Genomic DNA, 13,106 nt, shown 5'->3' with positions numbered 1-13,106 from the left:
GGCGGCGTAGAAGCCGCTTTGCCTCCCATACGTGTATCCCCAATTCCGTCATCACGTTGGCGCCATATTTTTTGAGACACGGTTATGATGCACAGGTCCTGATCGCGACACGACGGCCGATCGGGACAGGGGCGGTATCTCGATGGTTTTTCAATCCGTGATAGTCATCAAAAAAGAGAGTTCAGCGATGCAAATTCAGATCAGAAAACTCGCGCTGGCTGCTACCGCAGTCGCTTTCCTGTTCGGCTCGGCCGTTCCTGCGTTTGCACAGACCGACGCCGCCAGCGCACCTGCTGCGCAGGACGCCAAGGCAGCGAAGAGCGAAGCGCGCAAGGCGGCCAGGGCCAAACGCAAGGCCGAGCACAAGGCCGCGCGTGCGAAGAACACTGCCGAATTGAAGAAACTCGAAGACGCCGGTTACAAGCCGGCAGCCAACGATCCGAACTACCCGCAGAACCTGCAGAACGCAGAGAAGAAAGCCGGCGCTGCAGCAAGCCAGTAAGCGTCGTCCGGCGGCAAGCCACGGTTCGATCCGCGGCTTGCCGCGTGTGTCGCGATCACGCGAGGCACGAAGCCAGACACGTGTCGTACATCCGCCTCATTTGATTCGGTATCCTGCATATTGTGGGCGTGTAAAGCCGGCATCCAGATGCGGTCAGTGCCGTCCGCCCGGCGCAGTTGAATTTCCCGCTACTTTCAGCCAGTCCTTGAAGGCACGCACGGCGTCGTCATCCGCGCGCGCGGAGGCCACATACGTGAAGTAGCGCCACGGCGGCAGCGCCGGTTCGCTGAACGGCTGCACGAGCCGGCCTTCGGCGATGTCGTCCGCGACGAGCGCGATCGGCCCCATCGCGACACCCAGCCCGTCGAGTGCACCTTGCAGCGTCAGGTAGAAATGCTCGAGCGTGAGCGAGTGGCGCGGCACGAGATTCGGATGCCCGGCTGCCGCGAGCCACTCCGGCCACATGCCGGGATAGGTTGCCGCGTGCAGCAGCGTGAAGCCGGCGAGATCGGCGGGCGTATCCAGCCGGCGGCTCTCCAGCAATTTCGGTGCACACACCGGCAGCCGCACTTCGGACAGGAATTCCTCCGCGACGTACCCGTCGATGGCCTGAGGGCCGCCGCGAACGATCAGGTCGACCTTGTCGCGCAATTTATCGATCGGTTCGTTCGACGTCGACAATCGCACCTCGATCGCCGGATGGGCGACCTGGAACGACGACAGCTTCGGCACGAGCCAGCGCAGCGAGAACGTCGCGGGCGCGCTGACGCGCAGCACGCGCTGCTGCGCGTGGCCGAAGTGCTGCGCGGTGGCGAGCGCGATCCGGTCGAACGATGCGCCGACTTCGGCGAGGTACGCACGGCCGCTGTCGGTCAGCTCGACGCGCCGGTTGTGGCGTTCGAACAGCGACCGCCCGAGCCACGCTTCCAGTTGCTGCACGTGCCGGCTGATCGCGCCGTGCGTGACGCACAGCTCGTCGGCGGCCAGCGTGAAGCTGCCGAGCCGCGCGGCGGCTTCGAACGCGCGCAGCGAATTCAACGGAGGAAGTCGTCGGGCCATTGCATCGTTTCGTGTGAGTTTTATTCACACGAAGGTTCAGGTTTAATCGTTTGATCGGGCGATCCAGCTCCGCCAATATGGCACACAAACGGCCGGATTGGCCGAACAAGTGTCTGAATTTCTCACATGGAGTGCGGAGCATGCCGAACGTGGTGGTAGTGGGTGCCCAATGGGGCGACGAAGGCAAGGGGCGCGTCGTGGACTGGCTGGCGGCCCAGGCCGATCTCGTCGCACGGTACAACGGCGGCCACAACGCGGGCCACACGCTGGTCGTCGGTGGCAACACGTACAAGCTCGCGCTGCTGCCGAGCGGCGTCGTGCGCGGCAAGCGCGGCGTGATCGGCAACGGCGTCGCGCTCGATCCGGAAGCGCTGCTCGCGGAAATCGCGCGGATGGCCGAGCTCGGGCTGTCGGTGACGCCGGACAACCTGTCGATCGCCGAGAACGCGACGCTGGTACTGCCGATTCACCGTGCGATCGACCAGGCGCAGGAGCGCTTGCGCCGCGAGCCCATCGGCACCACGCTGCGCGGGATCGGGCCGGCCTACGAAGACAAGGTCGGGCGTCGCGGGCTGCGCGTCGGCGATCTCGCGGAGCCGGGCCGGCTGGCCGCGAAGCTCGACGGGCTCGTCGATCACCACAACGCGTGGTTCCGCGGCCTGGGTCTCGACGAGCAAGACCGCGACGCGATGCTGGCGACGCTGGTCGCGCTTGCACCGAAGATCCTGCCGTTCGTGCGCCCCGTCTGGGCCGACCTCAACGATGCAACCGATCGCGGGGAGCGCATCCTGTTCGAGGGCTCGCAGGCCGTGATGCTGGATATCGACTGGGGCACGTATCCGTTCGTGACGTCGTCGGGCACCGTGGCATCGGCCGCGGCGGCCGGCACGGGCCTCGGTGCGTCGAAGCTCGGCCACGTGCTGGGTGTGACCAAGGCCTATGCGACGCGTGTCGGCGGCGGCCCGTTCCTTACCGAGCTGACCGGCGCCACCGGCGAAACGCTGCGCGCGCGCGGACAGGAGTTCGGTGTCAACACGGGCCGGCCGCGCCGCTGCGGCTGGCTCGATGCCGCGCAACTGCGCCAGGCCGTCAGGATCTCGGGCATCGATTCACTGGCGCTTACCAAGCTCGACGTGCTCGACGGTTTCGAGTCGATCGCGCTGTGCGTCGGCTACGAACTCGACGGTGCTCGGGTCGACCATCTGCCCGCGAGCCTCGAGGCTCAGTCGCGCGCGACGCCGGTTTACGAACGGTTCGACGGCTGGCAAGGCACCGTGAAGGGCGTGCGCGAGCGTGCGGCACTGCCGCGCGCCGCGCAGGATTTCATCGCGCGCATCGAAGCCGTCGCGGGCACACCGGTGTCGATGATCACGACCGGCGCGGAACGCGACGACACGATCGTGCTGCGCAATCCGTTCGATGCGGCGGTCACTGCATGACGCGCGAGTCAGGACGGACGTAAATGACGGCGCGGCATCGTGGCCGGCGGGTAGTTTTTGCCGACCCGATGCCGTTTGCCGGTCGGCCCGTCCGGCCGCATCCATGCCTGCCGCGACGCCGTGCGCCGCGCGGTTTCACGGCACGTTTCGGCATCCGGATCACATCGTGTACGGCGAACTGGACACGCTTGCAACGCTGCGGTACTGTTCCGCACAATTCGCGCCAGACCGGCCCGTGCCGGCGCCGCCGGCACCCTGGCCGCACGGCGGCGCGACGTGATCTCAATCCCGGGGACAGGTCGATGGACACGTTACAGATGATGCGCATTTTCGTCCGGGTCGCGGAGGAGGGCAGCTTCACGAGCGCGGCCCAGCGCCTGGACATCACGACGGCCTACGCGTCGCGCTCGGTCGCGCAGCTCGAAACGCATCTGCGCACGCGTCTGCTCAACCGCAGCACGCGCCGCATTGCGCTGACCGACGCCGGGCAGCGCTATCTCGACCGCTGCCAGCGCATCCTCGGCTATATCGACGAAGCGGAAGCCGAGGCGGCCGACGCACAGGCGAAGCCGTCCGGGCGGCTGCATGTCCACGCGACGACGAGTTTCGGCCAGGCCTATGTGGTGCCCGCCGTCGTGCGCTATCGCGAGCGTTATCCGTCGGTTGCAGTCGAGCTGACGCTGTCGCAGCACGTGCCCGACATCATCGACGAAGGCTATGACGTGTCGCTGCAGTTGAGTACGACGGAGCTGCCCGATTCCGGGCTGGTGTCGCAGCGGCTCGGCGAAGTGCACAGCGTGCTGTGCGCAGCGCCTGACTATCTGAAGGCGCACGGTACGCCGCGCACGGTGCGCGAACTCGAAGGACATGCGTGCCTGCAGATGGTCACGCCGGTGTTCCCGCGCGATCGCTGGCACCTCGACGGTCCGGACGGACACGAGACATTCGACCTGCCGTTGGCCGACTTCCAGGTGAACATCGCCGATGCGCTGGGCCTCGCATTGCGCTCGGGCCTCGGGATCGGCTCGCTGCCGATGTCGTCCGCGCTGCCCGCGCTGGCGAGCGGTGCACTGGTGCGCGTGTTGCCCGACTATCGGTTGCAGAAGCTGACGGTCTACACACTGTACGCGTCGCGTCAGTATCTCGATGCGAAGATCCGCACGTTCGTCGATTTCCTGCGCGAATTCGTACCCGAGAAGCTGGCTGCCGACGAGGCGGCGCTGAACGCGTCCTGCGCGTCACGCAATACCTGATTCGGGCACGGCCGGCGCACAAGTGCGCCGCCTCGCCTGACCGGTGAAAATAATCTGTAGTCCTGTACGAAAGGCCGGCACCGGCTACGTATGCAGGACCGGCCCGGGAAACGATGCCGGTGCCACCGGCCCGGCCTTATGAAAGCGCTTGCTTTCGATATCGAACATCGTTGGTTCGGCGTGCGGCAGCAACCCTCTAGAATCGGTTCGACCTGCTTCATCGCATGCGCGCGTCCATCCGCGTCCACTCCTTCGAACCATAAACGACATGGCAGATCGACACTCCAGAACCCGCCGCCGGCTCCTTCATGCCGGCCTGGCGATTGCGGCAGGCGCCGCTGTGCATCCGGGCCTGGCGTGGGCCGGTGCGGCCGGCACACGAACGTTGCGCATCGGCTATCAGAAAGGGCCGCTCAGCCTGCTGAAGGCGCGCGGCACGCTGCAGGGCAAGCTCGCGACGCTCGGCGTGAACGTCACGTGGACCGAGTTCCCGTCGGGCCCGCCGCAGCTCGAGGCATTGAACGCGGGATCGATCGATTTCGGCGATGTCGGCGAAGCGCCGCCGATCTTCGCGCTCGCGGCCGGTGCGCCGCTCGTCTATTACGCACAAACGCCGTCGGGCCCCGCGGCCGAGGCGCTGATCGTCCCGAAGGATTCGCCGGTCAAGACCTTTGCAGACCTGCGCGGCAAGCGCATCGCACTGGTGAAGGGATCGAATACGCACTTCCTGCTGGTCCGGCTGCTGCAGGCCGCGAAGCTCAACTATGCGGATGTCACGCCGGTCTGGCTGTCGCCGTCCGATGCGCGCGCCGCATTCGAGAACCGTTCGGTCGATGCGTGGATCATCTGGGATCCGTTCCTCGCGGTGGTCCAGCAGGCGTTCGGTGCGCGCATCGTCGCGGACGGGTCGGGGCTTGTCGAGAATCGCGGCTATTACTTCGCGTCGCGCACGTATGCGCAGCACAATGCCGACGTGCTCGACGTCGCCGTGTCGGAATTGACGGCCGTTCAGCGCTGGCTCGATGCGAACCGCGCGCAGGGCGCGGCCGAGTTCTCGAAACTCTGGGGGATTCCGGAACCGGCCGTCGCACTCGCATTTCGCCGCGCGCGCTTCGGCGTCGAGCCTGTCACGCGCGACACGCTTGCGTACCAGCAGCGGATCGCGGATGTGTTCTACCAGGCCGGCATCCTGCCGAAACGTGTCGACGTCAGTCAGGCTGCGCCGCCCGCGCTCGCTTGATGGCACAACCGGCGCGGCGTGCTTAGCGGCGGAACGGCAATGCGAGGTCGTCCGGAATCGGGCACACGTACGGCCGGCCGCCGCGCCGCTCGAGCGGTTCCGCCTTCGCGCTGGCGAGCGTGTGGGGTGCGCCGAGCAGGTCGATCGCGGTCGCGGCCATCGTCTTCGCCGCGAGCATCATCCCCTTGTGCGCGACCTGCTGCCACGCGTGCGGCGGCGTGCCGAACGCGTAGCCGCGCGTGCGGCATTGCGCAGTTGGCGTGACTCAGCTCACGTCGTTCGCCGACTATTGCGTGCGCTGCGTCGGCGAAGCCGTGCAGGCCGAGTGGGCGAACGCCGGCGGAAAGAAGGGCGCTGCACGCTCGCGCACTGCCGCACGTGAAGCGGCCTACGGCACGACGCGCGACAGCGGCACCGCTTCGCCGCGCAGTCTCGCGACGTCGCGGCCGGGCGCATCGCCGAACAGCCGCGCGTATTCGCGGCTGAACTGCGACGCGCTCACATAGCCGACGCTGCGGCACGCCTGCCGCGCGTCCATCGCCGCTACGCACATCAGGCGGCGCGCCTCCTGCAGCCGCAGCACCTTCTGGCATTGCAACGGGCTCATCGACGTCACCGCACGGAAGTGGTGGTGGAAGGTCGACGGGCTCATGTCCACCTGTCGCGCGAGCGAGTCGACCGTCATCGGATCGAGGTAATGGTCGCGAATCCACGCGACGGCGCGCGAGATGCGCTGCGTCGTCGAACCGGCCTCGCCGACTTGCGCGACGCGCGCGCCCGACGGGCCGCGCAGCAACCGAATGAGGATTTCGTCGAGGATCAGCGGCGCGATCAGGTCGAGGTCGTCCGGTTGCGCGATCAGCTGCATCAACCGCGCGACGGCGTCGACGATTTCCGGCGTCGCGTCGAGCGTGTCGAGCGCGCCGTAGTCGACGGTTTTCGGTAGCCCGCACGGAAAGACAAGCGGCGTGAGCACCGCGATGCGCACCGGATCGAGTTCGAGCTGGGCGTAAAGGAACGGCTCGGCCGGGTTCGCGCGCGTCACGCGGCCGGTGACGGGCACGTCGGCCGTCGCGACCAGCATCCGCGCTTCGTCGATCGCATAGGTGTCGTCGCCGACCCGCATCGACTTCGCGCCTTGCCCGACGAGGCTCAGGCACGCGTGGTGCACGCCGTGGTTCCACTGCGGGGGCGCGACGGATGCGCGCGAGATGCGCATGCCGCGCACCGGGAGGTCGAACGACCCGTCGTGCGGCGCGTACGCGGCGATCAGTGCCGCGAGCCGGGCCGCGGGCGGCCGGGCCGGCGACCGGCGGTCGTGACCAGGCGCGGTGCGCGGTTGCAGTGGCGTTCGGGCGTCGATTTCCATGTTGCGTGAGCAGTTGGCGGAGTGAGCGATGCAATGCGCGCGATTGCGATTCCCGGTCGGGCGCAGGTGCGGCGGTCACATCGTACGGCCAGTCGCGTGCGCGGGATTGCCTAAACCTGTCCGAAATTAGCCCGATCATCCGGACCTGCAGGGTTGGCGACCGTATCGCCCGTCGTTGCGTGGTGTGCAGCGCACAAATTCGGAAATTAAGGCAAAACAATCGCAGGATCGGGCAAGCCATTTCCCGGCGGTTTTCATACCATTGCACCTGCTGAAGGAAATGTATTCCAGCGCGTCCGGAGGATCCGGGCAGGACCGCCGCATGATGCGCGGGCGCCGTCGGCGCTGCCGTGCGCGTCGCCGCCGCGAACCGCTGGAAAAGACTCAGGACTGCTATCGAATGATCGTGCATCGGGCCAGCCGAGGCGGGCTTGCGTCCGTTGCATGCCGGCGCGTGCTTGCCGCGAGCGTGCCGTCCGACCCGGTTGACCCGGCGTCGGTGCCGCTGCATTGGCCGGGCCGATGCGGGCCGGCGGCGGCGCAGCGTCGGATGCAGGCATAAAGGCAGCCGTCCGCGCAGGGAATCCGGACAAATGGACCAACTTCAATCGATTCGGGCATTCGTGACGGTGGCAAGGGAAGGCGGGTTTCGCCGGGCGGCGACGCGGCTGCGCGTATCGACGGCGATGGCGAGCCGGCTGGTCGATGCGCTCGAGACGCGCCTTGGCGCGCGCCTGCTTCAACGCAGCACCAGCCACCAGTCGCTGACGGAAATCGGCGAGCTGTATCTCGCGCGCGTCGAGCGGATTCTCGGTGCGATCGACGAGATCGACGGCCGTTTCGTCGCGATGGGCAGCAAGCCGGAAGGCCCATTGCGCGTGGCTGCGCCGGTCGCGTTCGGGCTCAGCCAGTTGAGTGCGTTGCTCGATCGTTTCGTGCACCTGTTTCCGGACGTGCGGCCGACCGTGACGCTGACCGATGCGCACGTCGACCTGACCGCCGAGGACATCGACGTCGCGTTCCTGACCGACGGCATGCCGGTGTCCGGTGCGCACGCGCTGCATACGCTGGCCGCGTACGAATCCGTGCGCGTCGCGGCGCCGGGTTACGTCGCTGCGCACGGTGGCGCGGCTGCGTCGGGCGACTGGCCGGACCTTGCGACCGTGCGGCTCGAATTGCCGGCGACCGACGACGGCCCTGCGGCCGCGATTCGACCGGGCACGGTGCCCGGCAATGCGGGCGTCGGCCATCTCGAGATGGCGCGACGGCTGGCTGTGGCCGGCATGGGCGCGGCCGTGTTGCCCGCGTATCTCGTCGACGCCGATCTGGCGGCCGGCACGCTGGTGTGTATCGCACCGGTCCGCCCGCTCGCGCCCGTCACGCTGAAGCTCGCGCATGCGCGTGCCGCGCATTTGCCGGCCGCCGCGCGCGCGTTCATCGAATTCGCCGGCGCCGCGTTCCGGCCCGCGCGCTAGCGGCCCCGCTGGCCGCCACGGCAACCCGTGCCCACCGGGGCCGCGGGCGCGCCGTTCCTTTTTTCGGAAGCAGTTCGGCAAACGAACGCTCCGCAGGGTGCAACGCACACCCGAAGCAAGCGCCCGCATGGGTGGCGGACCGGAAGCGACGGCATTCCGCCCGCGCATGCAGGCCGTGAGGAGATCTGGTGATTCCCATTGAAGGTCGTCTATTTGTGAGAGGTCGCTCCATGCGCGTCGAACGGGTTCCATACCGCTTAATCACTGCCGCAACGGCCGCCGTTTTCCTGGCCGCATGCGGGAAAAAAGAATCGGCGCCACCGCCGCAAACGCCGGAAGTCGGCGTCGTCACCGTCCAGCCGCAAGCCGTGCCGGCGCTAACCGAACTGCCGGGCCGCACCAGTGCGTTCCTCGTCGCGCAGGTGCGCGCACGGGTCGACGGCATCGTGCTGCGCCGTGAATTCACCGAAGGCACCGACGTCAAGGCCGGTCAGCGTCTGTACAAGATCGATCCGGCGCCGTACGTCGCCGCGCTGAACAGCGCGAAGGCGACGCTCGCGAAGGCGCAGGCGAACCTCGTCACGCAGAACGCGCTGGTCGCGCGCTACAAGGTATTGGTCGCGGCGAACGCGGTCAGCAAGCAGGACTACGACAACGCGGTGGCCACGCAAGGGCAGGCCGCTGCCGACGTCGCAGCCGGCAAGGCGGCAGTCGATACCGCACAGATCAATCTCGGCTACACCGATGTCGTGTCGCCGGTCTCGGGACGTGTCGGCATTTCGCAGGTGACGCCGGGTGCGTACGTGCAGGCAAGCCAGGCCACGCTGATGTCGACCGTGCAGCAGCTCGATCCGGTGTACGTCGACCTCACGCAGTCGAGCCTCGACGGCCTGAAGCTGCGCCAGGACGTGCAAAGCGGCCGCCTGAAGACGAGCGGCCCGGGCGCGGCGAAGGTGTCGCTGATCCTGGAAGACGGCAAGACCTACCCGGAAGCGGGCAAGCTGCAGTTCTCGGACGTGACGGTCGACCAGACCACCGGCTCGGTGACGATCCGCGCGATCTTCCCGAACCCGGGCCGTGTGCTGCTGCCGGGGATGTTCGTGCGCGCACGGATCGAGGAAGGCGTGAACGAGAACGCGTTCCTGGTGCCGCAGATCGGCGTCACGCATGACCAGAAGGGCCAGGCGATCGCATTGGTCGTGAACGCGGCCAACAAGGTCGAGACGCGTCCGCTGACGACGACCGGCACCTACGGGCAGGACTGGATCGTCGAAGGCGGTCTGCAAGCGGGCGATCACGTGATCGTGCAGGGCGTCGACAAGGTGCGCCCGGGTGCGACCGTGAAGACGGTTGCCGCGCAGCTCGCACCGGCGGCCGACGCCGCATCGGGTGCTGCCGCCTCCGCCACACCGGCAAGCGCCGCGCCGGCGAGTACCGCCACCCATGCTGCAGCGAGTGCGGCCGCCGCGTCGGTCGCGCAATAACAGGGAGTCCGTTTCATGGCCAAGTTCTTTATCGATCGCCCGATCTTCGCGTGGGTGATCGCGATCGTGCTGATGCTGGCCGGCGTCGCATCGATCTTCAAGATGCCGATCGCGCAGTATCCGACGATCGCACCGCCGACGATCCAGATCCAGGCGAACTATCCGGGCGCTTCCGCGAAGACGGTGGAAGACACGGTGACGCAGGTGATCGAGCAGCAGATGAGCGGTCTCGACAATTTCCTGTACATGTCGTCGACGAGCGACGATTCGGGCAACGCGACGATCACGCTGACCTTCTCGCCCGGCACGAATCCGGACGTCGCGCAGGTGCAGGTGCAGAACAAGCTGTCGCTCGCGACGCCGAACCTGCCGCAGGTCGTGCAGCAGCTCGGCATGCAGGTCACGAAGTCGAGCAGCAACTGGCTGATGTGGTTCGCGTTCAACTCCGAGGACGGCAACATGTCGAAGGAGGACCTGACGAACTACGTGGCTTCGCACGTGCTCGATCCGCTGAGCCGTGTGAACGGCGTCGGCCAGACGCTGCTGCTCGGTTCGCAGTTCTCGATGCGGATCTGGCTCGACCCGACCCGCCTGACGAACTACGGCCTCACGCCGATCGACGTATCGACTGCGATCACGCAGCAGAACGTGCAGATCGCGGGCGGCCAGATCGGCGGCACGCCGGCCAAGCCGGGCACGATGCTGCAGGCGACGATCACCGAATCGACGCTGCTGCGCACGCCCGAACAGTTCGGCAACATCCTGCTGAAGGTCAACCAGGACGGCTCGCAGGTCCGGCTGAAGGATGTCGGCCGCGCGGCGTTGGGTTCGGAGAACTACACGTTCGATACGAAGTACATGGGGCAGCCGACGGCCGGCCTCGGCATCCAGCTTGCGACCGGCGCGAACGCGCTGGCCACCGCGACCGCGCTGCGGGCCAAGATCGCCGAGCTGTCGAAGTACTTTCCGCACGGTCTGGTCGTGCACTACCCGTATGACACGACGCCGTTCGTGCGCCTGTCGATCGAGGAAGTGGTCAAGACACTGCTCGAAGGTATCGTGCTCGTGTTCCTCGTGATGTACCTGTTCCTGCAGAACCTGCGCGCGACGATCATCCCGACGATCGCGGTGCCGGTGGTGCTGCTCGGCACGTTCGCGATCATGGGACTCGCGGGCTTCTCGATCAACACGCTGTCGATGTTCGGCCTTGTGCTCGCGATCGGCTTGCTGGTCGACGATGCGATCGTGGTGGTGGAGAACGTCGAGCGGGTGATGGCGGAGGAGGGCTTGTCACCGAAGGAGGCGACCCGCAAGGCGATGGGCCAGATCACCGGCGCACTCGTCGGCGTGGCGCTCGTGCTGTCGGCGGTGTTCGTGCCGGTGGCGTTCTCGGGCGGCTCGGTTGGCGCGATCTATCGTCAGTTCTCGCTGACGATCGTGTCGGCGATGGTGCTGTCGGTGCTCGTCGCGTTGATTCTGACGCCGGCACTGTGCGCGACGATCCTGAAGCCGATCCCGAAGGGGCATCACGAAGAGAAGAAGGGCTTCTTCGGCTGGTTCAACCGGACCTTCGACCGCAGTCGCGATCGCTATACGGGTGGCGTGAACCACGTGATCCGGCGCTCGGGCCGCTGGCTCGTGATCTACCTGGCCGTGTTCATCGCGGTCGGCGTGATGTTCGCGCGCCTGCCGAAGTCGTTCCTGCCCGATGAAGACCAGGGCTACATGTTCATGATCGTGCAGACGCCGTCCGGTTCCACGCAGGAAACGACCGGCAAGACGCTCGACAACATCAACACGTACCTGACCACCGCCGAGAAGGATGTGGTCGACTCGGTGTTCACGGTCAACGGCTTCAGCTTCGCGGGCCGCGGCCAGAATGCGGGCCTCGTGTTCGTGAAGCTGAAACCGTACGAGCACCGCCAGCGTTCGGACCAGAAGGTCCAGGCGCTGATCGGCCGGACTTTCGCGCACTACTCGACGTACAAGGACGCGATGGTGATCCCGTTCAATCCGCCGTCGATTCCCGAACTCGGTACGGCTGCCGGCTTCGACTTCGAGCTGACGGACAACGCCGGTCTCGGCCACGAAGCGTTGATGGCCGCGCGCGGCCAGTTGCTCGGGATGGCGTCGAAGGATCCTGCACTGGCGCTGGTGCGCCCGAACGGCCTGAATGATACGCCGCAGTACAAGGTCGACATCGACCGCGAGAAGGCGAATGCGCTCGGCGTGACGGCCGCCGCGATCGACCAGACGTTCTCGATCGCGTGGGCGTCGCAGTACGTGAACAACTTCCTCGATACCGACGGCCGGATCAAGAAGGTCTACGTGCAGTCGGACGCGCCGTTCCGGATGACGCCGGAAGACATGAACATCTGGTACGTGCGCAACAGCGCGGGCGGGATGGTGCCGTTCAGCGCGTTCTCGACCGGTCACTGGATCTACGGTTCGCCGAAGCTCGAGCGTTACAACGGCGTGTCGTCGATCGAGATCCAGGGGCAGGCCTCGGAAGGCAAGTCGACCGGTCAGGCGATGGCCGCGATGGAAGCGCTCGCGAGCAAGCTGCCGGAAGGCATCGGCTATTCGTGGACGGGCCTGTCGTTCCAGGAAATCCAGTCGGGTTCGCAGGCGCCGATCCTGTATGCGATCTCGATCCTCGTCGTGTTCCTGTGTCTCGCGGCGCTGTATGAAAGCTGGTCGATCCCGTTCTCGGTGATCATGGTCGTGCCGCTCGGCGTGGTCGGCGCGCTGCTCGCGACGATGTTGCGCGGCCTCGAGAACGACGTGTTCTTCCAGGTCGGCCTGTTGACCACGGTGGGCTTGTCCGCGAAGAACGCGATCCTGATCGTCGAGTTCGCGCGCGAGCTGCAAGCGAGCGGGAACATGGGGCCGGTGCGGGCGGCGATCGAGGCGGCGCGCCTGCGGCTGCGTCCGATCCTGATGACGTCGCTCGCGTTCATGCTGGGCGTGCTGCCGCTCGCGATCAGCAACGGCGCGGGCTCGGCGAGCCAGCACGCGATCGGCACCGGCGTGATCGGCGGGATGATCACGGCGACGTTCCTCGCGATCTTCATGATCCCGATGTTCTTCGTGCGGGTTCGCGCGATCTTCAGCGGCGAGACGGAAAACGTCGACGACGCATGGCGTCTCGTGCAGGGCGACCTGCAGCGCGGTCACGGCGACGCACACGATTCGAAGGGGCAGTAACGATGCAAAAACACGCTTTGACTGCAACCGCGGTCGCACTGGCCGCCGCGCTCCTTGCCACGGGCTGCACGATGGCGC

General features: G+C 66.8%; 10 protein-coding genes. 7 read left to right on the top strand and 3 right to left on the bottom strand.

The features are described from left to right. Positions 1–187: 187 nt before the first annotated feature. Positions 188–502: a DUF4148 domain-containing protein gene (locus BLA15945_RS36570; RefSeq protein ID WP_155627314.1), complete on the top strand. Its 315-nt coding sequence runs from the start codon at positions 188–190 to the stop codon at positions 500–502. 153 nt (positions 503–655) lie between these two features. Here BLA15945_RS36570 and gcvA read toward each other — a convergent pair whose 3' ends face one another. Then, the gene (gcvA, locus tag BLA15945_RS36565; RefSeq protein WP_059241082.1) at positions 656–1,561 is read right to left on the bottom strand and encodes a transcriptional regulator GcvA; all 906 of its coding nucleotides are present in this window, start codon (positions 1,559–1,561) and stop codon (positions 656–658) included. Positions 1,562–1,701: 140 nt separating this feature from the next. On the opposite strand from gcvA, the gene BLA15945_RS36560 reads away from it, so the two are divergent. The 3 genes from BLA15945_RS36560 to BLA15945_RS36550 all read left to right on the top strand — a co-directional run bounded on the left by BLA15945_RS36560 (position 1,702) and on the right by BLA15945_RS36550 (position 5,493). Beyond that, the gene (locus BLA15945_RS36560; protein WP_174994656.1) at positions 1,702–3,000 is read left to right on the top strand and encodes an adenylosuccinate synthase; all 1,299 of its coding nucleotides are present in this window, start codon (positions 1,702–1,704) and stop codon (positions 2,998–3,000) included. Positions 3,001–3,302: 302 nt separating this feature from the next. Next, entirely contained in the window at positions 3,303–4,253 is a 951-nt protein-coding gene (locus tag BLA15945_RS36555; protein ID WP_059241080.1) for a LysR family transcriptional regulator, read from the top strand. A 268-nt stretch (positions 4,254–4,521) separates the two neighbouring features. Beyond that, the gene (locus BLA15945_RS36550; RefSeq protein ID WP_174994655.1) at positions 4,522–5,493 is read left to right on the top strand and encodes a sulfonate ABC transporter substrate-binding protein; all 972 of its coding nucleotides are present in this window, start codon (positions 4,522–4,524) and stop codon (positions 5,491–5,493) included. Between the two features lie 22 nt (positions 5,494–5,515). Here BLA15945_RS36550 and BLA15945_RS37980 read toward each other — a convergent pair whose 3' ends face one another. Together BLA15945_RS37980 and BLA15945_RS36540 are read right to left on the bottom strand one after the other, a co-directional pair. Then, positions 5,516–5,674 (bottom strand): hypothetical protein, encoded by a 159-nt coding sequence (locus tag BLA15945_RS37980; protein WP_174994654.1) that lies wholly within the window; start codon positions 5,672–5,674, stop codon positions 5,516–5,518. Between the two features lie 207 nt (positions 5,675–5,881). Next, entirely contained in the window at positions 5,882–6,862 is a 981-nt protein-coding gene (locus BLA15945_RS36540) for an AraC family transcriptional regulator (protein WP_174994653.1), read from the bottom strand. Positions 6,863–7,455: 593 nt separating this feature from the next. Between BLA15945_RS36540 and BLA15945_RS36535 the strand changes: the two genes are divergently transcribed. The 3 genes from BLA15945_RS36535 (at position 7,456) to BLA15945_RS36525 (ending at position 13,028) form a co-directional block, all read left to right on the top strand. Beyond that, positions 7,456–8,337 (top strand): LysR family transcriptional regulator, encoded by an 882-nt coding sequence (locus BLA15945_RS36535; RefSeq protein WP_059241076.1) that lies wholly within the window; start codon positions 7,456–7,458, stop codon positions 8,335–8,337. Positions 8,338–8,567: 230 nt separating this feature from the next. Next, entirely contained in the window at positions 8,568–9,821 is a 1,254-nt protein-coding gene (locus BLA15945_RS36530) for an efflux RND transporter periplasmic adaptor subunit (protein WP_174994652.1), read from the top strand. A gap of 15 nt (positions 9,822–9,836) precedes the next feature. Next, positions 9,837–13,028, top strand: a complete 3,192-nt coding sequence (locus tag BLA15945_RS36525) for an efflux RND transporter permease subunit (RefSeq protein WP_174994651.1) — start codon at positions 9,837–9,839, stop codon at positions 13,026–13,028. The last annotated feature ends 78 nt before the right edge of the window (positions 13,029–13,106 follow it).

The sequence above is a fragment of the Burkholderia arboris genome (assembly GCF_902499125.1).
GTDB classification, from domain to species: Bacteria; Pseudomonadota; Gammaproteobacteria; order Burkholderiales; family Burkholderiaceae; genus Burkholderia; species Burkholderia arboris.
Note: the sequence above shows the minus strand (reverse complement) of the source record. Positions and strands in the feature narration are given on the sequence as shown.